The following is a 20,951-nucleotide window of genomic DNA, read 5'->3' as shown; positions in this document are numbered from 1 at the left end:
GTAAATGCTGATATTATTTTTTGCGGTCTATCAGGCAAAGGACTTTACGGGTTTAAACGAAAAAAAATCCTAAGTAAGGACCGGCAAACATTTGCGTTTAACGAGAAGACACCACTATTGGTGGTATTTGGCAGTAATCGTTGAAAAAATATTCAGGCTGGATCACAGCCCAGCCTGAATAAAATCCGTTTAATTTTTAATTACAGTTTTTGATATCTTTTCTCCGCTCTTCAAGATGATCGTCAGCAGGTAAGTGCCTGTATTCAGCTTTGTCACATCAATGGTTTGTTTGATCACACCCGTATTTACATAAACGGCCACGCCGGCTGTGGTATACAAAACAACCTTCTGAATCTGGTCGGTATCCACGTTATCCAGGTGAAGCTGAGAGGTTGCCGGATTAGGATAAAGCCTCAAAGAAACGCCTTCAACAGTAAGAGAGCGAACTTTGCTGTACGTGAAGCTCTGATCCAGATCTATCATTCTCAACCGATAAAGGTTTTCACCACTTGATGGTGTAGTGTGTGTATAGTTGTAAATAACCCTTTCTTTACTCTCACCTTTTGCGTCTACATTGCCTATTACATTCCACTTTTTGGCGTCTGTGCTATGTTGTATTTCAAATTTAAGACTGTTATTCTCTGCGGTAGTGGCCCAGTCCAGTCTGGCGCTTAGCCCCTCTCCTTTTTTGGCGGTGAAGCTTGTTAGCAAAACAGGAAGCGGTGATACCAAAGATACTGTATAGGTAGCCGGGGGCGAGACAACACCTGCGGCATCTACCAACTGGTAGGTAAACACAAGCGGATCACCAGAATCACCAGATCCAATTGCACCGTATATCACCATTTTTGAAGGATCAAAATCCGGGATTGTTCCGGTAGAAGTACCCGCAACAACCTCCTGAACACCTACACCAGGAAAATCGTAGTACAGTTTCGTATTACTTGTTTTGATTGACTCAATTACAAAAGTAGATCCCGTATTACAAGATGCCGATACAGCACAATCTTCCGGATCGCTCCCACTTAACGGTTGCAATGCAGGATTGTCCATTCCAACAGCCACATAACCAGCTACCGGAGGGAAACCAGAAGGAGGGGTTGGACTGAAAGTAGAATTCGGAATACCCGTAATAGTTTTATCATCTGCCGTCGGCGTTTGCTCGATCCCAAAGTTGGCACTAGTGACATCAATGGTCGATGTAGTCAGCGCGATGATTCCAGTTTGGTTGCCAGTATCGGCCGTACCATTCAGGTTAACCCCTGTATTCTCCCATCCGCTAGGAAGATCCGATGCGGTCAGGACTGTGCCGTTGGATTGGCTCGTTTCTGTCAGGACAATCGAATATGTTGTATTGGGGGATACATTTGAGAAATTGTATTGACCCGTTACTGCGTCTACCGGTACGGAAGCAATTACCGCTCCTGAGGCATCTGTCAAATTTGCAAATAACCCTCCGCCATTTGTGAAAGGCTCCGAACCATCCCTGGTTGCCTCTCCGTTAGCATCATTCCATACATTACCGCCAACAGATATAAGGGCATCAGAAAAGGGTATTGTGATACTTCCCGGAGTAGGATCTTGTACTCCTGCATTGTCTACCGCTGCTATTGGCAGTACCACAGTTACTGCTCCGTCTATCGGATCAACCCCGACAGTTACTGTGGGTGCACCGCTTGCATCCGTTGGAATGCCACTTGGATATGCAACATTGATTGCCGCCAGGTTTGCATAGGAAACTCCGTCAATCACAATGCTTGTTACATTTGCAGGAAATGCCGTGATTTTGATAAAACTCACTACGCCCGGTGCTTCGTCACCCGTATTAGGATCTCCATTTGTGCTCGTTGTGAAGGAAGCAGGGGGTATTGTTACTACATTGCTGCCACCCGGGTTGGGCTGGTTAGCCAAAGAACTGATTGCAGTTTCTGGTGACTGCTCAATACCAATATTGCCATTGGGTTTATCTGTATTCGTATTTGCATTCAAAATAGTATATGAGCTGACGATGCCATCAGCTATGCCATCCGGAGCGGTACCTGTGCCATTGGACGACTCGCCGGTATTTACATATGTTGATGGCATATTCAATAAACGCACTGTAAACGTACCGGTTTCTGAATAAGAAATATTATAAGTCCCGTCAGCATTTACGTTGGTTGTAGTACCCGGAACAATGTTACCCAACCCATCGTATAAAGCAACTTGCAAACCAGTTACAGTTGTAGTATTGATGGGCGTTCCATTGACCAGGTTATCGGTTAAACCATTCGTATCATTTAAAATAGTCCCTGAATACACAATTGGACATGACAATAACGAAGCGGTAATTACATTATAATCGTCTGAAAAGGTCTGCGGGTCTGTAGCATTAGCATTCGGCACAAACGTTATTAAAAAATTTCCTGAATTAGGAATGTTCACCGGCAGCCTTAGACTAAGTGTATTTTGTACACCAGCACCCCCATTGGCATTAAGATTATAACTATAAGAGGCACTTGTGCCAGTAGCCGTATTTACTGCGCCATTAGAAAAGCTTACTGTGCCAGCACCGGTTGTTGCAGTTCCATTGGAAGTGGATACTGTTGCATATACAACACCTCCATATGAGATTCTTAAATCGGACTGGTTGCCATCATATGGAAAGTTAAGCGAATTACCATTAAATGCGGCAAAAACCATAGTAAATGTTGCTCCTGTACCTTTAAGGTTTACATTAGTTACAGCATTTGTAAATGTTTGCGTATTGGCGTTATCACTAAAATAAACACTTGCAGTACCTACATCAATGGTACCTAATCCACTACCCTGCCAACCATTTTGGTTATGTGTTGCCACCGGTACGGTGCCTCCTGCTCCTGAAGCAAGCCTGGCAAAATTTGTAGTTTCAAAACGTTGGGCAGTAGCACAGGTTTGCGCGTTAACAGTAGCTATACCAGCCACTAAGGCAAACAGCACAAAGAATAAATAGGCTTTTAGTAGAGTTTTCATCTTATAGTGGTATTAAATTTTCGATATAATTAATAATTCAATTGTTCCTTTTATATAGACAATTTGACCTAACCAAATGATTTAAACAGCCGGCCAAACGTTTTGCTTTGATAACAATAAGTATTGTGAGCAATAATTGTCAAACTTTTATACGTTGTTGCCTAAAATGAACTATTTTATCACTTTAGTAGCGCACAATCTAGAAACTGACAATATGGTTATTCGAGGAATCTGCCATGGAGTCCCTGAGCTCTGTGAGACTCGTTATTCCAAGCTTTTTAAAAATGTTTTTTTTGATGGTGCTAACAGTAGATGTTCTCCTGTCTAATTTTTTGGAAATAGTGGTTACCGAATCTCCGTCCATTAAGAGATTCACAATTTCATTTTCCCGCGGCGTTAACTTGTGTGCACTCTTAACAGAACCTTTATCCCTGGCAGGAAACCAATGGGACAGCATGACATCCAGAATTTCATTACTGATATACTTCTTACCAATTTGAACGTCTGAAATGCAATTCAGCAGCTCGTCCATGCCAGATGACTTTGTGATATACCCTGTAACTCCGGATTTAAAATAGAGCGATAATTTTGCAAAATCCGGACAGTCATCGTAGACAATTACCCTGGTATCCCGGTTCGCCCTAAGTATCCGGGCTATGACGTCACACTGATTTTTTGTTGACCCAGGAGTTGTTCCGACGACGATCAAATCCGGAGTTTTAGAATGCCCGCTCCGAAGAAGGTTATCCAGATTATCGGATTCCAGCACGGAGGCATTTTTGAAATTATTTTTGATGAATAAATCCAATCCAGCCCTCACAATGGGGTACTGATCTATAATTGCAATAGTGGGCATAGCTTAGTTGATGAACGATCGAAAAATGTCTCGCCATGTTTACGATTTATACTATTGGAGTATCCCATAGCCCATCGTAAATGACAATACAAATGTCCCGCGTTTAGCATCGCATCGCAATTATCCGATAATAGTATTTCACTCCTATGAAAGATCAAAAATCTACTATAATTGTAGTATTTTTCATGTCATTATATTTGATACTTTTGTAAAAAGTTATACACTTTATGAAAAAGAATAACGGTTCTTCTGCAGGAAAAGTGATGCTCATTGACGACCATACACTGGTGGCAGAAGGTTTTAAAGAACTTCTGCTAAACATTCTGCCAAATGAGTCGATCGTGAATGTTTTTTCATCCATTGAACACGCCACAAAAAGCCTTGAAAAGGAAAATTACGCCATCATCATCACCGATCTGGTGATTCCCGGGCAAAACGTGCTCGGCTTTATCGCATTTTGCCGAAAAACTTACAAAGAGATTATCATTCTGGTTATCAGCAGTGTAGTAGATGCCAATAGCATTAAGGCCTGCCTGAGCGCTGGCGCCAACGGATATCTGAGTAAAGCAGTTAATTCCTATGAAATTAAACATGCGCTGGATTGTACCGCCGACGGAAAAAAATTCATTAGCAGTGATTTGACGGGCAGACTGGCGGACAGCATCTTATTCATAGAGAATACTACGCTCACCAAGAAGGAAATGGAAGTAATACGACTGATAGCGGCGGGGAATAAAACAAAAAAAGTCGCTGAAATACTCTATGTGAGCCCGATCACCATCATGGCACATAAGAGAAACATTATGAGAAAGCTAAATCTTCATTCGGCCACCGAACTCGTAAAATATGTGTATGAAAACAACCTGATTTGAATCGGATTGTTTGATTCCGCCTGCAGACTGAAATTATATCCACTTCCATCATCTGAAATGACTTATGGCACATCTTCCAAAGCTATTTTGTATTGCGGACGATCGCGGTAAAGGTTTGGTTCAGACCTTGGCGACTTTGATATTTTTCGCCGTGGTTTCCCTGTTGCTGAGCCCATTATGCCAGGCTCAAAATCAATGGGCCGATGATAAGGAATGGGAAGATATACTAAAACAGCACCAGTCGCGCATACTCAACGACACACTTTACCTCCTTAAAGCACAGGCCCTGACGGAAAAATCTTTTAAGGATCCCGCTCTCAAAAAGAGGTTGGCAGCTTATAGAAATATAGCATGGAGCGACCCGAATTACAGATCTTTCAGGATCAAGTACTTTGCTTTTTTAGCAAACCACGCTACCTCTACGCATCAGGAAGGCTTCGCTATTTATTATCTTCAAAAGATGGAAGAAGAACTGATGCAGGTACGGCCGTACATACCCTCTCTGAATCAGCCCAGACTAATTTTATCCTTTTATGGCAACGACCGCGCTAACGAAAACAAACGTATAGCAGTCATAGACAGCGTTATGCCATTCCTGAAAACACTGCCGGACAAACTCGCGAGACAGTCCGTTTCCATCAATACCTGTATAAATGCATTCACTATTTTAAAACAATCTTCTCAGCTTTATCTGGCAAGAAAGGATACTGTGAAAGTGCTTGAAACAGTAAAACTGGCGTACCGCATCTGGAATGAATTAAAAAAGAAAGACAGTCTCGACAAAGGTAAAGTGCAGCAATGCCGTATGTCGCTCTATCTGATCGAATGTAACGAAGCGAGAATTTTATCACAAAAAGAAAAGGAGAAACAACTACTCAACAGCGCATATCAAATTGTAAACTCTGATCATGCACATGTCGGCCCGGTATTTAAGGGACCTTTTGAAAGGACCATTTTAGGAAGGCAGATTGACCACCACATTCATTACAATGAAATAGACAGCACAAATTTTTATTACAGTCAATACAAAAACAAAGTACTTGCATACAAAAAGAATGAAGGCGGCGATGGTACCAAATTTCTCCTGTACTCAGGGAAAGTTCATGCACAAAATAAAGACTACATGGCCGCTTATCAGGATGTTATGCGGGCTTATGATGCCAACGACTCCATCATTTCGGTTAGGATGGAGGATATTCAAAACAATATGTATGCTCATTTGGTAGCCGAGCAAAGCACCGAGGCCTTGCAGGTGGCCGAAAAAAAGATGGAAACGGGCACGCTGGTTATTTTCATTATTGTAATAGCGCTGATACTAACTGTGTGTCTTGCCATATTGAGGCTGCGGGAAAACAAAAACAAAGCAGCCAAACAACTGGAAGAACTTAACAGAATTACACAAATCCAGATTGCGGAACTGGAAGCAAATGCCAATTTGGTTCAGAAAAAAATGGGCATGGAATTGCATGATGATATTGCAGGCAGGCTGGTGAATATCTGTAATTTTATTGAAAATCAAACGTTTACAGAATCGGATCCTGAGCAGAAAAAGCGGCTGGAACTTATTGGCGGGATGGCGAAAGACGCCTACACCAGCACGCGGCTCAAAAGCCATGAGTGGTATTTTAAAGGACTGGAAGAGGAGGCTACGATTTTTTCTCAACGGGTTCAAAAAATCGTTGACCAGGCTTTACCAGACGAAAAATATGAAAAGCAGATCGAGATAGACGATCACTCCCTGGAACAGGTTTCTCCCAAAATACGCATTCACTTATTGCGCATTATTCAGGAAGCTATGGCCAATATTCTTAAACACGCCAAAGCGAGTGAGATACAACTATTTCTGTACGAAGAAGATGAGCTGATCACCCTTCAAATTTCCGACAACGGAAGTGGTTTTAAAAGCGATAAAAAAGGTATCGGACTGGAATCACTGACCAGCAGAGTCAATGAAATGGACGGTTCACTTGAAATAACAACCTCCGGAGATGGAACCGAATTGCTGATTGCCATACCATTAGCAATGTCCTGAATCCGGTCCACAAACGCCTCCAACCTATTAGTACCTGCATGTGGCCAATGCAGCATTAGAAGATGGTCTGTACCTGCCAGGCTCTGTAACGGCTACTTATCAAATCGTCCAATACGTGTTTTTTATGACATTGCCGGCAATAAATTAGTATAATTTCTACAAATTGATCTTAATTATATGTTCGTCATGACCCACAATATTTAGTAAATACAAATAGACATATAGACGATCAAACCAGCTCTGCAACTACGCAACGCCGCTCGCAATGATCGAAGAGTTGAAACATAAAATCTGAACCTGATACAACTATCCTAACCCCATAAAAATGAAAAATACATTCCTGACCTGGTTCCTGTTGGTCTCCCCCATCGTATCACAGGGACAAAATAAAGCGATGCAAGAAAGTGTGACGATTACATCACAAAATGGTCCGAATCAGATCACAACTGGTGAGAACGGGCAGATATCTGTGAATGTAAACGCGAAAGATATCCTGAAATACAAAAAAGCCGGCTTGGTCAGATACGCTGATTTCGGAGCAAAAGGTGATGGCAAAACAGATGACATAGACGCGATCACCGCTACGCATGCAGTAGCCAATCTGCATGGTCTCCGGGTGAAAGCCGATGATGGCGCAACCTATTACATCAGTGGCAAAGAACGTACAGCAGTGATCCGCACGGATACTGATTTTGGCAAAGCGGCTTTCATCATTGATGATACAGAAGTACAAAATCGCAACGCATCTGTATTTACGGTTGGTTCGGCACATAAATCTTTCAAACTGGAAAAGGTAACAGCGCTGAAAAGAAATCAGAAAAAACTTGACGCATCTTTACCTGGCCCCTGCCTGATTACCGTTACAAATGCCAATGTAAAACAGTATATCCGGTTTGGCCTGAATCAAAATAACGGGTCTTCGCAGACAGATATTTTTGTCGTGGACAAGAACGGCAACATCGATCCCAATGCTCCCATCATCTGGGATTTTGATCAGATTACCGAAATTACGGCACTCCCGATTGATGAGAAACCGCTAAAAATTACCGGAGGACGATTTACCACCATTGCCAACAGGGCCGAATCCAGGTATACCTATTACAATCGTAATATAGCTGTGAGGTGTTCCAACGTAACTATTGACGGCCTGGAACACCGGATCACAGGCGAAGGAGACCACGGCGCACCCTACGGAGGTTTCATCAACATTGGTGATTGCTCTTATGTAACTGTAAAAAATGCGGTCCTTACAGGTCATAAAACATACAGCACCATTGGCACAGCCGGCAAGCCCGTTAATATGGGTACCTACGACCTGTCGGTCAATCGCGCGCTCAATGTATCATTCGTGAATTGCAGCCAGACCAATGACATCAACGACAGTAAATTTTGGGGTATACTAGGTTCTAATTTTTGCAAAAATCTGCTATACGACAATTGTACACTGTCCCGGTTTGACGCGCACCAGGGAGTTGCCAATGCCACCATCAGAAATTCTACACTCGGGCATATGGGCGTCAATGCGATTGGCAGTGGCATGTTGCTGATCGAGAATTCGACCATTCGCGGCAGAAGTATCGTTAACCTGCGCTCCGATTATGGCAGCACTTGGCAGGGAGAACTGGTGATCCGAAACTGCGTATTTGTACCCTCAGGCGGCAAACCCGCCACAGCTTCCCTGATCAGCGGATCGTACTCCGGGCAGCACGATTTTGGTTATACCTGCTACATGCCTGAACGCATCACGATTGAAAATCTCCGGATTGATGACTCAAGCCACCCGGAAAATTACCGCGGCCCGGCTATTTTTAACAATTTCAATCCAGAAATGACTGACGATACTTATCAGGAAAAATTCCCCTATGTCAAAACGAAAGAAGTTATCGTCGGGAATGTAACCACTACAAGCGGAAAAAAACTGAGAACAAGCGACAATCCTTTCATGTTTAAGGACGTGGTAGTCAGGGCGAAATAGACCGGGGCAAACGTAATTCCCCTCAATCAACAAGATTACGGATGCTGACAGGTATTTTTGTACAGAGTTTCAAAAATCACCTATGCTTTATCATTCAAATGAGAGTTTTTAAAGATTTTGCATCGTACAACGCATACATTGGTTTAGCAGCACCACTAAACAGCGATATAGACCTGGGCTATTACGATCCGGCAAGTATTACAGTTCAATCAGAACCTGTGATGGTTGACTTTTACAGGATTTCCATCAAAATTAATTTTAAACTTACCGCGACACCAGAAGCTGAACCAGTTACCGCTGTGTTTTTCAATAGTCCTGAACTTGTTATAGCACCGGGTTGGGAAGCGGAGCCGACATACTCCGGTATGTACCTGCAAATTTCTAAAAAAGCCATTGAGGAAAACAGGTACCTGTTCCGCACTTACCTGGATTACGGCCAGCATGAAGCCCTTCATTTGACAGAGGAAGAGGTCGCTGAGATAAGCGCCGTTTTCCAATTGATGACTAAGTATTACGCACCCGGGAAGAAAAATTCAGGGGTGCTACTGTCATACCTAAATGTGCTGGTAACACTTGTGGAGGCATTTTATAAGCGACAATTTTCTGCTGATCCGAAACAATACAACCGGATCATCACAGAGTTTCAGCAGAACTTGGTCGACTTTTATAACCAACCCGTAAAACAACTTCCCAGCGTTCAGTATTTTGCAGACCAGGCCGGACTGACAGCAAATTATCTGGGAGATATTGTTAAACATTTCACTCAAAAATCAGCACTGGAAAACATACATGAAGTGGTGGTCGAAAAGGCTAAGGAGCTTTTGGAACACAACACGAAGTTGAACACCGCTCAAATTGCGTACGAATTAGGATTTGAATACCCCAACTACTTTTCCAAATTTTTCAAAAAACAGGTTAGCCTTTCACCCAAAGAATATCGGCTGCAATTGTCAAAACAACCACAAGCCAGTAATTAAAATACCTTCGAAACTCGGGTATTTTTTCACATCAGTAATTTGTTTCTTTTTAATTAGTAATCTGTCTCTGCCAATCTTGTAGGCAGTAAATATTTTTGTTTCATCAAAAAATCAACCCATGATGAAAACAAAAATATTGCTCGTTCTGCTGCCATTTTTATGGACCATCCGCCTGGAAACCAGTGCGCAAGCCAACCCCGAAAAAGAGACTGCAAAACCTAAAACAGTCTTGCTGATCAATGCTCATTTTACTTATCCCGGTTGGTCGGAGGGTAAACTGAACAAAGCTTTCTTTGAAGAAGCCAAAGAATTTTTTCATGCCCGGGCCTACAAAATTCTGGAAACAAAAATTGAAGACGGCTACAATCCGGACCAGGAAGTAGAAAAGCATTTGCAAGCCGACATTGTTATTCTGCAAACTCCGGTCAACTGGATAAGTACACCCTGGATCTACAAAAAGTACGTGGACGAAGTCTTCAATAGCGGATTAAAAAGTCAGAAGCTGCTCTGGGGCGACGGACGTTCTGCCACCGATAGCACCAAACAATATGGCACGGGCGGCAAAATGCAAGGCAAAAAGTTTATGATTTCTGCTACCTGGAACGCAGCTCAAAAAGATTTCAGTGATCCTTCACAGTACCTCTTTCAAGGTAAAAAACCGGCAGACGTATTTTTCAACATCACTACGAACTATCGTTTTTCCGGCTACGAAATTCTGGAAGGCTACAACTGCTTCGATGTATTTCACAACAAGCATATCAAACAGGATATAGAAAATTATCCCGCTCATTTAAAGCAGGTTCTGAGCTTATAACTCCTTCTCAACAAATAATAAAAACGATATATCTCAAAAATGAAAACAGTAAAAAAAGTATTACTTATCAATACACACCTCACCTACCCCAGCTGGTCGGAAGGGTTATTAAACGACGCATTTCATCAAAAAGCGAAAGATTTTTTTGAAGCAAAAGGATTTCAGATTTTGGAAACGAAGGTAGAAGCGGGCTACAATCCGGATGAAGAAGTAGAGAAACACCTGGATGCGGATATGATTGTTTTGCAAACGCCAATCAATTGGTTTGGTGCACCCTGGATCTATAAAAAATATGTTGATGAAGTTTTTAACAGCGGATTGCACAGTGCGAAATTTCTTTCAGGTGATGGAAGAACAAGAGAAGATCCGAGCCGGCAATACGGAACCGGCGGGAAAATGACTGGTAAGAAATTCATGGTTTGCTCTACCTGGAATGCGCCGGAGGCAAGTTTTGGTGACGCAGCTCAACAACTATTCCGTGGTGCAACAACGGCAGACGCGCTATTGCCCATCACCAGTAACTACCGGTTTTGTGGTGTGGAGATTGTTGCGGATTACAACTGTTTTGACATTTTTAAAGATGGCGATATTGTTAAAAGCCTGGAAAATTATCCAGCACATTTAGCAAGCGTTTTTAACCTTTAAACAACACTGATCACTTAAACCAAAAGCCAGCTGTACGGAATATCATACCGCCACAGCTGGCTTTTCAGGAATCTGATATTAGTAGAAGACAGGCTTATATGTTCACCTCAAAGAGTCTCCGAAGTAAAACCTTTGTACACCAATAACGCAGCGGCAAGATCTTCCACAGCAAGTCCCGCCGATTTAAACAGCGTAATTTCCTCCTGACTTTTTCTTCCCGGATGAATCCCCTTTACAAGCTCTACGATATCCGCCTGCACGTTCTTTTCTGAAATAATACCATCCGCGACAGGCATTGCCAATTCACCTGTTTCATGTAATGCTCCCATTCGGGAGTCTACAAATAAGGTACTCTTTCTTATCGCGTCATCGTCGGTTTCGCGGGTATCGGGCTTGTGCGAACCAATCATGTCCAGGTGCGTTCCGGGTTTGATCCATTCACCCTTAATAATCGGTGTTTTAGACAAAGTTGCACAGGAAATCACGTCCGCTTCATGGGCAGCTTCTTCCAGATTTTCAACTGCATATACCTCAATTCCTTTTGTTCTCAACTCTTCTACACGAATTGCCAGCTTGTCAGGATTTCTCATCCAGATACCTATTTTTTTGAATTTCCTTACAGCCAGGTGGGCTTCAACGAGGTGTTTAGCCACTGCTCCTCCACCCACAACCAGCAGGTTTTCGGCATCTGCTCTTGACAGAAACCCTGATGCCAGTGCAGAAGTACATGCAGTACGCCTCGATGTGAGTTCGGCAGCATTCATCAGCGCGAGCGGTTGTCCGGTTTTGGCATCACTTAAAATGTATTGTGCATACACAGAAGGTTTATTCTCTCTGGCATTCCCCGGAGCAACGGTCACCTGTTTCATTCCGATAAAATCCCTGTTCCAAACCGGCATCAGAATCAGCGTGTTATGATCGCCTTCGGTATTGGTGTAGAAATGGTGATGACGAAGCGGCAGTGTATAATCGGAACGAAATATTTCCCGAAGTGCCTCTATCAATTCCGGATAGTTTAAATATTGCCTGACCTTGTCTTCTGGTATGATTAGCATGTACTTTTTTATGTTAAAATCAGCATTTCAAAATTAGCGAACTGACCTGAACCTGGTATCCGTTTTTTAACCATAACCAGTCATATATTAACCAAAGCATGACCAGGTAGAAACACAAGGATAAAACCAGCGTTCCTGATCCAAGAAGAAACCTAAAATTTATTTCAGTTTTGAGGTTTTAGCAAACCAAACTACAAAGTGGCGACGACGATCAGCAAAAACACATATATTACTCAAAATCAATCCAATACCATTAATAGATAACACACAATCCTGGTTCTGCATAAGGGTTCGACCCACAAAAAAAGTGCTGTGGGGCTTTTGGTCATTATCCCAGAATGCGATCGGTTTATTACCTTCGCATCTGAATCGAGCACCAGGCCAGTTTTTACTGACAGTAACCGACTAAACTTTACAACATATTTATTACAAATATTAAACATAAATGGCCTCAGGATTCTTTGCGATTTTAGATGATATTGCCTTCTTAATGGATGACGTTGCATTGGCAACAAAAGTCGCTACACGAAAAACGGCGGGGATACTCGGAGACGACCTGGCGGTGAATGCGGAGAAAGCAACCGGTTTTTTGTCCGAGCGTGAAATACCAGTATTATGGGCTATCACCAAAGGCTCGCTGGTGAACAAACTCATCATTGTCCCGCTCGCCCTGCTTCTGAACGCGTTTCTACCGTCGGCCATAACCATCATACTTTTGCTTGGAGGATTGTACCTGGCTTATGAAGGTGTTGAAAAAATAGTAGAATATCTTTTTCATCATGAAAGCAAAGAAGAACCAGCAGTTGAAGCAATTACTGAAAAAGAGGTTACCGGTGCGGATTATGAAAAAGAGAAGGTAAAATCTGCTGTAACAACCGATTTCATCCTATCACTGGAAATCGTAATTATTGCACTTGGAAGTGTAGCACATCAGAATTTAACAATACAGATAATCACAGTTGCGGCTGTTGCATTGCTGGCAACCGTGGGCGTTTATGGCATCGTCGCTCTCATTGTAAGAATGGATGACGCCGGTTACAAACTGATTAAAAAATCAAATGGCAAAGGTTTCTTTGCAGTACTGGGTGAATTACTGGTGAAAGGCCTTCCTGTTATTATCAAGGTTTTGGGTGCGGTAGGAAGCGTTGCTCTTATTCTGGTTTCAGGTGGAATTTTCGTTCACAACGTTGAATACATACATCACCTTTTCCCCAATCTGCCATCAATAGTAAAAGAATTCGGTGTCGGTTTGGTTGTTGGTCTGGCTGCTGTACTGGTAATGACTGGTTTCAAAAAAGTATATTCTCTGGTGAAAAAATAATTCAATTTCTATCGCTTTCTATATCAGGACCTCCTTCGCAAAGGGAGGTCTTGTTTGTGTAGGTACACAGCTGAATCTTCAAATTTCAGATTTAAACAACCACAGAAGTATAATCAGATAAATACCCGCTACACCTCCCCAAAAAGCAAATAGCTCGAAAGAAGTTTCCGGAAAGAGGACTGCCTCCGAAAGGAAGGCTGCGCTGAAAAGAATCAAACACATACCGATTACCACAGCCAAAATCACCTGCTTTGCAGTCAATTCATTCGACATTTGAAGAGGTGGTTTTTCTGCGCTGCTTTCAGGTATTTCCTGATAAACTGGGAGTTCTATTTCTGATCCTGAACTTTGTGAAATCGCAGTACTATTTGCAGCTTTTTTCTGATCGGGAACGGACGTTCGTTGTTCAGAACCGAACATGATAATGATCCGAATACCGCTTTCCTGCACGTTCCGGCAATGGCATCATATTTGTTTTCTAACATGTATGAGAGCTTAAATAGCTTGCAAAATGATTACGCTCACTTTGTCAATTACTGAAAATCCTGATTGCCTGATATGAAAAAGAAATACACGTTTGTCTTGCTGACATTCCTTGCCCTCCCGGGTTTAGCCCAGCAAAAGTCTGCTCCTGTTCCTAATACCAAATCGCCTGTTCGATCTTCATCGACCGTTCAGAAATCTGAAATTGCGGTGGACAGTGTCGATACTTTCATAATGTCAATCATGAAAAAACGGCAGGTTCCCGGATTGTCGATTGCAGTTATTCAGGATGGCAAGATTGTGAAAGCGAAGGGTTACGGATTTATTGATAAAACAAATTCTGCACCTGTTACCGAAACAACACTTTTTCAGGCTGGTTCCATCAGCAAATCTGTTGCTGCCGTCGGTGCTTTGCATCTTGTAGAAAAAGATAAAATTCAGCTCGACGAAGATGTTAACATCAAATTACGTAGCTGGAAAGTGCCAGAAAATGATTTTACCAAAGACAAAAAAGTAACCTTGCGAGGACTGCTCAGCCACACGGCAGGGTTAACCGTGCACGGATTTCCAGGTTATGAGGCAACAGGTGCGGTTCCATCGGTGATCCAGATTCTTGACGGGAAGGCTCCTGCCAACACACAGGCCGTAAGAGTTGACTACATTCCGGGTAGCCAATGGCGTTATTCAGGAGGCGGATACACCGTTATGCAGCAGCTTATGCTCGATATAACCGGAAAATCCTTTCCGAATTACATGCAGGAGACAGTGTTAAATCCACTCAAAATGGACAAGAGTACATTCGAGCAGCCACTGCCGGCTGAAAAAGCGAAACTGACCGCTACTGCACATTCGGCTGACAGATCCGTGGTCGATGGCCGCTGGCATATTTACCCCGAAATGGCAGCAGCCGGGTTGTGGACCACTCCCACGGATCTTGCCAAATTTGCAATAAGTATACAACACGGGTTCGCAGGTAAACCGGGTTCGGTTTTATCACAATCGATGACCCGCCAGATGCTTACTGACCAAAAAAATAACGATGGGCTCGGCGTTTTCCTGCAAGGAGAAGGCGCTGACATGCGCTTTGGACACGGTGGCCGTGACGAAGGTTTTGATGCTGTGCTTACAGCTGGTGTCCAAAAAGGACAAGGTGTTGTGATCATGATTAACGCAAACGATAACTCACGGATGGTGAACCAGATCGTGAATGCTGTTGCGCTTCAATATGGCTGGACATGGTATCCTGTAAGCAAGCCTATTGCCCGCATTGCTCAGCACCAGGAGCCTGCTCAACTTGCACCATTTGAAGGAAGATACGAGTTGGAAAACAATCATATGATTGCCATACAGGCCAAAAACAATCGCCTTTTCTCACTATCAGACGGATTCCCTGATGAAGAATTTGTGCCGTTGTCAGCGACGCAGTTTGCTTCTGTTGACAGGGACTTATTTCTAACTTTTAGCCCTGACGGGAAGGGACAGGTTACAGGATTTACGTTGAAAGAGGGAAGCGAAGAACGAAATATCCCACGAATAGGACCACTTTTTACTGGCTCAACCACGGCACCCGATCCTGATCCGGAGCGTATGAAACGGATAGAGTCTGCCTTAAAAGCAATGTCCAAAGGCGGTGACGATTTGAAAGAAGCGCCGGGTATCGCGACCGGTACCAAAGAAGCTTTCGTACATGGCAACGGTGACCTTGGGAAAATTAAGACACTTCGCTTTATGCATTCAGAAAACGTAGCCGGCAGAAAAATTCAACGGCATGGCAGCGATGTAAGTGAAATTGTAACTTACGTTTCTGATAACAATGATACCATCAGATATGTGATCATTCATTTAACCGCGGAAGGATTGGTGACTGATTGCGATATTGTAAGCAACTAACTAATGTACAAATCATTACGAAAAGCGAGGGCAATGATTTGCTCTCGCTTTTTTGCATTTAACACCTACAGGTCCTCAATTCATAATAAAAAATGGCGACTATGCGCTTCACTGGCCAATCTGACATTTACCAATACCAACAATTCCTCCTGCAAATAAAGTGAGATTAGTTGCTGGAATACTATTTGTAACTGATTTATGTCACCAATAAACCTGTCGATTGATCGTAAAAATTTATACATGGAAGGCTCACCGAAACCCTTTGATACCAATAGTAGTCTCGAAATTGAACGCCTGGAACTGGCTCTGGAATCTGCCGGGATTGGCACATGGGAACTTGACTTAAATACCGAGGAAATATTCTGGTGCAGCAGAGCTCAAAACCTGTTTAATTTTGCAGGAAGTGACACAATCGACTTTCAGCTATTTCTAAGTCACATACATCCTGACGACAGGCAGCTTGTTGATGACAAAATCTACGCATCACGGCACCAAGCTCCACCAGCAGCGTTTTCGACAGAGTTCAGAACCCTGGCCACCGAAAGTGGTTCATCGAGATGGGTACTTTGTAAATGGCAGTCACATCGCGGTGCTCACAATACGGTGCGGTTATTGGGGACTTTTGTGGACATTACCAAGGAAATTGAAAGCCGGGACATTGTCACCAGGCGTGAAATTCATGCAAGAAGCTTTCAAACCGTAGTTGAACAGGCCCCCATGGCGATCGGCCTGCTGAGCGGTCCTGAGTTTGTCGTCGAATTTGGAAATGATAAAATTTTTGAAGTCTGGGGAAAAGATGCGTCCATAACCGGCTTAAAACTCTCCGAAGCACTACCTGAAATTGATGGACAGGGTTTCATCGAACTCTTACAGAACGTATATCAAACCGGGGAACCTTATTTTGGCAACGGTTCTCTTGTTAAATTAAAGCGGAACGGCATCATTGAAGATGTCTACTTCGATTTTGTTTATTCGCCTATGCGATCGGACTCTGGTTCCGTAACGGGCGTTCTGGTGATGGCTCACGATGTAACACTTCAGCACAATTCAGTAAAAGATCTGGCAGCAAGTGAGTCCAAATTCAGGGCACTTATTGACCAGGCACCTATGGCAATATGCCTGTTCGTAGGCGAGCAAATGGTGGTTGAACTTGCAAATAAACCCATGATAGGCTACTGGGGTAAAGACGAATCTGTTATTGGAAAACCACTTGCCGAAGCACTACCGGAGCTTGTAGGACAGCCATTTCTGGATATTCTGGATCAGATCCTTAAAACCGGAGAAGCTTACAGCTCCAAGAATGCGCCCGTCGATATCATTGTCGACGGCAAAATGAGTACCTATTATTTCAACTTTACATATAAGCCGATATTCGACAGGGACGGTAAGATATACGGTATCATCAATATGTCGATTGATGTAACGGCACAGGTTCTCGCTCAAAAAGCACTTGAAGAAAGCGAATCAAAACTAAGGACTGTCATATCGTCTGCACCTGCCGCCATCGGTTTATTTGTCGGCCGTGATCTGGTGGTTGAACTTCCAAACCAGTCGTTTATTGATATTGTTGGAAAAGGACCGGACATAGTGGGCATTCCCCTCAGGGAAGTGATGCCTGAACTCGAAAATCAGGCATTTTTGCAAATTCTGGATGATGTATTTACAACCGGAGTGACCTACCAGAGCTACGGAACTCAGGTCAATATTGTTCAAAATGGCGTGATGACCTATAATCACTACGACATCACCTACTCTCCCGTATACGATAGCAACGGAAATGTATACGCTATTCTCGATATCGCCATAGATGTGACGGAACGCGTCACCGTCGAAAGAAAAATTGAAGAAAGTCAGCTTCAACTTTTGGCACTTTTTGAGCAGTCTCCTATTGGTATCGCAATGATCAGTAAGGACAATCTCACATTTACCATGGCTAATCCGTTCTACGGAAAGCTTGTGGGGAGAGAGCCCGGCGAAATCGTTGGAAAACCGCTCTCCGAAGCACTGCCGGAAATTGACGGACAAGGATTTGAACAACTTTTGCAGAACGTTATTTATACCGGTATACCATATCACGCCGAAGAACAGGAAGTTGAAATCGCTTACGACAATGTTCTGCAAACCATTTATGTCAATCTGGCGTATCAGCCCCAGCGCGACCTGGAGGGGAACATAATAGGTGTGTTGGTTGTAGCGACGGATTTAACGCAATCTGTACTGAACCGGAAACAAATGGAGGAATCTCAGGCATTCCTTCACGGAGCCATTGAGATTGCTGAGCTGGGAACTTACTCAATAGATCTGCGAACCTACACGCACACATGCTCAAACCGGATGAAAAACTGGTTCGGTTTGCAAAATGAAAAGACAATTACGCTTGCCAAAATTTACGAAGCTGTATGTCCCAAAGATAGCCAGGCTCTTGAAGACGAAATAAATAAGGCGATTACGGCAAAGTCGGACGGTACATTCCAAATGGAATTTACAACAGATGTCGAGAAAACCGGTGTAGCCAGGACTTTGAGCGTTCAGGGAAAAATCCTGTACGATAAGGATGGAACACCAGTGACGATGATTGGCACTGCCCAGGATGTGACCGTTCAACGCAGAGCCAAACTCGCGCTGGAAATGGAGGTGCATCAACGAACCGCTGAGCTGGAAACGATAAATGAGGAGCTTGCGGCAATTAATAAGAATTACGTTGCTACCAATGAAGAGCTTTCAGATCTGAATAATTTGTTGCAGCAATCGAATCTGAACCTCCAACAATTCGCCTATGTGGCATCGCACGATTTACAGGAACCGCTGCGAAAAATACAATCGTTCTCTAATTTGCTGATGACCCGTTATGGCGAAAGCCTTGGTGATGGTGTCAACTATTTACACCGGATGCAGGCAGCCGCAAGCAGAATGTCCAATCTGATAGAAGACCTTCTTGAATTCTCGCGGTTAACTTCGCCCAAGGATATTACTGAAAAAGTATCGCTGAGACGGATCGTGAATGATGCACTGAGCGATCTGGAACTCACAATTGCAGAATCGTCCGCCAGCATTACCGTGGACGATCTACCGGACGTACTTGGCGACAAAATGCAGTTTAGCCAACTGTTTTTAAATCTTATCGGAAACGCACTCAAATTCAGGAAGCCGGATGTAATGCCTGTGATCAAAATCAGTAGCCGGATCATTCGTGTCACAGACCTCCCACCCCTCGTAATCGTGACCAGGACAGCAGCGGAATATCATCGCATAGATGTGACCGATAATGGTATTGGATTCGACCAGCAGTTTGCAAACAGAATCTTTCAGCTGTTTCAGCGACTGCATGGTAAAAGCCAGTATTCCGGAACGGGAATCGGACTTGCTATTTGCGAAAGGGTGGCTACGAATCATGGCGGCGGTATCTCGGCAACAAGCCAACCTGGCCATGGGGCAACTTTTAGTGTCTTCCTGCCGGTGCTACCCGGGTTGAATGATTGATCAGTTTTCTATGATCTGCGGAAAAATTGGTAGAAATTTTTGTCGAAAAAAATAATCCAACAAGCTGAAAATAAATAAGTTACCTTTAAATTGAAAGAAATATACAGGTAACTTAAAAATAAATGCACTGCAACTGTAATGATTTTCCTTGTCAATCGTCTTTGTGATTGATATGGATTTACAAGCCTTCAACCAACGCATACTTCCGGTTCGTGGACGTCTTTTCAGGATGGCGCAGCTTTTTCTGCGCAGTCGTGAAGAAGCCGAAGATGCTATACAGGATGTATTTCTGAGACTTTGGAGCAACAGACATCAGCTGGAAACCTACCAAAGCGTAGAAGCACTGGCTGTACAGATGACCCGGAATATATGTCTCGACCGGCTTAAATCCCATCAAAAACAGAAAACCTCTGGTGAAGTTGACTTGTCTGCTTTTCAGGCTGATGCAGCATCACCATACCGTGAACTTGAAATTAGTGACAACAATTTGCTGATCAAAAGACTGATCAATGAATTACCGGATCAGCAAAAACTGGTGCTTCACCTACGGGATGTTGAAGAATACACATTTGAGGAGATTGAAGAGGTAACCGGCATGAGTGTAAATAACATCAGAGTGATACTCTCCCGCGCCCGGCAAAAGCTGCGTGCCAATTATGTTAAAGAAAACGACTATGAATCAGGATATTGAGGTATTACTCGAAAAATATTACGACGGAGACACAACTCTGGAAGAAGAAAAAGTACTTAAATCCTTTTTCCAAAACGAAAATGTGCCTGCGCATCTGCAAAGCCATGCAGCACAATTCCGGTACTATGTAGAATCTGCCCATGAACAACCTACAATAACTTTTGATGAACGCCTGAATCTGATACTAAATCCTGCACCGGAAAAGCCGATTAAAAAGCTGACGAGCTGGTTCATGCGTATAGCAGCAGGGTTAGCCTTGGTTCTCGTTGGATTTGGAGGCGGAGCGCTCTACAATAAACTTCAAAATAATAGTGTAGCAGATGTAGCAGAAATAGATGTTGCCCCTATTCAGGAGATAAAAACTGTGCTTGCTTTTGAACATACACAAAGTACATCGGCCAGCGAGCGAATTCAGGCAGTGAACCAAAGTTACACATTATCAAAAGCAGATCAGGACATTACTCAGCTGCTGGTTAACACGCTAAATTTTGATCCGAATGTAAACGTGCGGTTAGCGTCTTGCCAGGCGTTGCTGAGATTCAAGGACGAGCAGGGTGTAACAGAATCTTTAATACAATCTCTTGGTATTCAAACAGATCCAATTTTGCAAATAACGCTGATTGAAACGCTTGTTGCTATTAAGGAAAAACGTGCGGTTGACCAAATTCAACAACTTGCAAAAGACCAGCAGATACTGGAGGCGGTCCGTACAAAAGCGCAGGAAGGAGCACACAAGCTAAGCCAGGAAACGAGTCCGTCAGTATAAAATATCGCATTTACAGAAGTATTTTCCTCTTGAAAATGAGGACAGATTTTTCACGCCAAATAAATTTAATACTCATTTCTCTTTTACTAATTTTCAGCAAATC

15 protein-coding genes are annotated in these 20,951 nt (G+C 43.2%); 11 read left to right on the top strand and 4 right to left on the bottom strand.

Translation table 11 applies throughout. The features are described 5' to 3' along the window. Positions 1 to 189 precede the first annotated feature (189 nt). On the bottom strand, positions 190 to 2,991 hold the full coding sequence (locus LZG71_RS08605; RefSeq protein ID WP_233819053.1) for a T9SS type A sorting domain-containing protein: 2,802 nt from the start codon (positions 2,989 to 2,991) through the stop codon (positions 190 to 192). A gap of 199 nt (positions 2,992 to 3,190) precedes the next feature. Then, positions 3,191 to 3,847 carry a response regulator transcription factor gene (locus LZG71_RS08600; protein ID WP_233819051.1) on the bottom strand — a complete coding sequence of 219 codons (657 nt, stop codon included), beginning with the start codon at positions 3,845 to 3,847 and terminating at the stop codon, positions 3,191 to 3,193. A gap of 227 nt (positions 3,848 to 4,074) precedes the next feature. On the opposite strand from LZG71_RS08600, the gene LZG71_RS08595 reads away from it, so the two are divergent. The 6 genes from LZG71_RS08595 to LZG71_RS08570 all read left to right on the top strand — a co-directional run bounded on the left by LZG71_RS08595 (position 4,075) and on the right by LZG71_RS08570 (position 11,162). Continuing rightward, positions 4,075 to 4,719, top strand: coding sequence for a response regulator transcription factor (locus LZG71_RS08595; RefSeq protein ID WP_233819049.1), 645 nt, complete (start codon positions 4,075 to 4,077; stop codon positions 4,717 to 4,719). Between the two features lie 64 nt (positions 4,720 to 4,783). After that, positions 4,784 to 6,751 (top strand): sensor histidine kinase, encoded by a 1,968-nt coding sequence (locus tag LZG71_RS08590; protein ID WP_233819047.1) that lies wholly within the window; start codon positions 4,784 to 4,786, stop codon positions 6,749 to 6,751. 325 nt (positions 6,752 to 7,076) lie between these two features. Continuing rightward, positions 7,077 to 8,726: a hypothetical protein gene (locus LZG71_RS08585; RefSeq protein WP_233819045.1), complete on the top strand. Its 1,650-nt coding sequence runs from the start codon at positions 7,077 to 7,079 to the stop codon at positions 8,724 to 8,726. Positions 8,727 to 8,824: 98 nt separating this feature from the next. Next, entirely contained in the window at positions 8,825 to 9,703 is an 879-nt protein-coding gene (locus LZG71_RS08580) for an AraC family transcriptional regulator (RefSeq protein ID WP_233819043.1), read from the top strand. 118 nt (positions 9,704 to 9,821) lie between these two features. Beyond that, complete coding sequence (locus LZG71_RS08575) at positions 9,822 to 10,517, top strand: NAD(P)H-dependent oxidoreductase (protein ID WP_233819040.1); 696 nt, start codon at positions 9,822 to 9,824, stop codon at positions 10,515 to 10,517. 39 nt (positions 10,518 to 10,556) lie between these two features. Continuing rightward, the gene (locus LZG71_RS08570) at positions 10,557 to 11,162 is read left to right on the top strand and encodes an NAD(P)H-dependent oxidoreductase (protein WP_233819038.1); all 606 of its coding nucleotides are present in this window, start codon (positions 10,557 to 10,559) and stop codon (positions 11,160 to 11,162) included. Between the two features lie 107 nt (positions 11,163 to 11,269). On the opposite strand, the gene LZG71_RS08565 is transcribed toward LZG71_RS08570, so the two are convergent. Further along, positions 11,270 to 12,217, bottom strand: a complete 948-nt coding sequence (locus tag LZG71_RS08565) for an ornithine cyclodeaminase family protein (RefSeq protein ID WP_233819036.1) — start codon at positions 12,215 to 12,217, stop codon at positions 11,270 to 11,272. Positions 12,218 to 12,662: 445 nt separating this feature from the next. Between LZG71_RS08565 and LZG71_RS08560 the strand changes: the two genes are divergently transcribed. Then, positions 12,663 to 13,538 carry a DUF808 domain-containing protein gene (locus tag LZG71_RS08560; RefSeq protein WP_233819034.1) on the top strand — a complete coding sequence of 292 codons (876 nt, stop codon included), beginning with the start codon at positions 12,663 to 12,665 and terminating at the stop codon, positions 13,536 to 13,538. A 78-nt stretch (positions 13,539 to 13,616) separates the two neighbouring features. On the opposite strand, the gene LZG71_RS08555 is transcribed toward LZG71_RS08560, so the two are convergent. Continuing rightward, complete coding sequence (locus LZG71_RS08555) at positions 13,617 to 13,958, bottom strand: hypothetical protein (RefSeq protein ID WP_233819032.1); 342 nt, start codon at positions 13,956 to 13,958, stop codon at positions 13,617 to 13,619. A gap of 138 nt (positions 13,959 to 14,096) precedes the next feature. On the opposite strand from LZG71_RS08555, the gene LZG71_RS08550 reads away from it, so the two are divergent. The 4 genes from LZG71_RS08550 (at position 14,097) to LZG71_RS08535 (ending at position 20,848) form a co-directional block, all read left to right on the top strand. Next, the gene (locus LZG71_RS08550) at positions 14,097 to 15,911 is read left to right on the top strand and encodes a serine hydrolase (protein ID WP_233819029.1); all 1,815 of its coding nucleotides are present in this window, start codon (positions 14,097 to 14,099) and stop codon (positions 15,909 to 15,911) included. 198 nt (positions 15,912 to 16,109) lie between these two features. Further along, complete coding sequence (locus LZG71_RS08545; RefSeq protein WP_233819027.1) at positions 16,110 to 19,391, top strand: PAS domain-containing protein; 3,282 nt, start codon at positions 16,110 to 16,112, stop codon at positions 19,389 to 19,391. A gap of 148 nt (positions 19,392 to 19,539) precedes the next feature. Further along, complete coding sequence (locus LZG71_RS08540) at positions 19,540 to 20,082, top strand: sigma-70 family RNA polymerase sigma factor (protein WP_310587748.1); 543 nt, start codon at positions 19,540 to 19,542, stop codon at positions 20,080 to 20,082. Continuing rightward, positions 20,066 to 20,848 carry a HEAT repeat domain-containing protein gene (locus LZG71_RS08535; RefSeq protein ID WP_233819025.1) on the top strand — a complete coding sequence of 261 codons (783 nt, stop codon included), beginning with the start codon at positions 20,066 to 20,068 and terminating at the stop codon, positions 20,846 to 20,848. Before LZG71_RS08540 ends, LZG71_RS08535 begins: the two co-directional genes overlap by 17 nt. Positions 20,849 to 20,951: the final 103 nt, after the last annotated feature.

The sequence above is a fragment of the Dyadobacter sp. CY312 genome (assembly GCF_021390535.1).
In the GTDB taxonomy this organism is placed as follows: Bacteria; Bacteroidota; Bacteroidia; order Cytophagales; family Spirosomataceae; genus Dyadobacter.
The sequence above is the reverse complement of the archived record's forward strand: the minus strand, read 5'-3'. Positions and strand labels throughout refer to the sequence as shown.

Coding starts and splice junctions, on each gene's coding strand:
- LZG71_RS08605 (WP_233819053.1), bottom strand. CDS start 2,991: ATGAAAACTCTACTAAAAGCCTATTTATTCTTTGTGCTGTTTGCCTTA.
- LZG71_RS08600 (WP_233819051.1), bottom strand. CDS start 3,847: ATGCCCACTATTGCAATTATAGATCAGTACCCCATTGTGAGGGCTGGA.
- LZG71_RS08595 (WP_233819049.1), top strand. CDS start 4,075: ATGAAAAAGAATAACGGTTCTTCTGCAGGAAAAGTGATGCTCATTGAC.
- LZG71_RS08590 (WP_233819047.1), top strand. CDS start 4,784: ATGGCACATCTTCCAAAGCTATTTTGTATTGCGGACGATCGCGGTAAA.
- LZG71_RS08585 (WP_233819045.1), top strand. CDS start 7,077: ATGAAAAATACATTCCTGACCTGGTTCCTGTTGGTCTCCCCCATCGTA.
- LZG71_RS08580 (WP_233819043.1), top strand. CDS start 8,825: ATGAGAGTTTTTAAAGATTTTGCATCGTACAACGCATACATTGGTTTA.
- LZG71_RS08575 (WP_233819040.1), top strand. CDS start 9,822: ATGATGAAAACAAAAATATTGCTCGTTCTGCTGCCATTTTTATGGACC.
- LZG71_RS08570 (WP_233819038.1), top strand. CDS start 10,557: ATGAAAACAGTAAAAAAAGTATTACTTATCAATACACACCTCACCTAC.
- LZG71_RS08565 (WP_233819036.1), bottom strand. CDS start 12,217: ATGCTAATCATACCAGAAGACAAGGTCAGGCAATATTTAAACTATCCG.
- LZG71_RS08560 (WP_233819034.1), top strand. CDS start 12,663: ATGGCCTCAGGATTCTTTGCGATTTTAGATGATATTGCCTTCTTAATG.
- LZG71_RS08555 (WP_233819032.1), bottom strand. CDS start 13,958: ATGTTCGGTTCTGAACAACGAACGTCCGTTCCCGATCAGAAAAAAGCT.
- LZG71_RS08550 (WP_233819029.1), top strand. CDS start 14,097: ATGAAAAAGAAATACACGTTTGTCTTGCTGACATTCCTTGCCCTCCCG.
- LZG71_RS08545 (WP_233819027.1), top strand. CDS start 16,110: ATGTCACCAATAAACCTGTCGATTGATCGTAAAAATTTATACATGGAA.
- LZG71_RS08535 (WP_233819025.1), top strand. CDS start 20,066: ATGAATCAGGATATTGAGGTATTACTCGAAAAATATTACGACGGAGAC.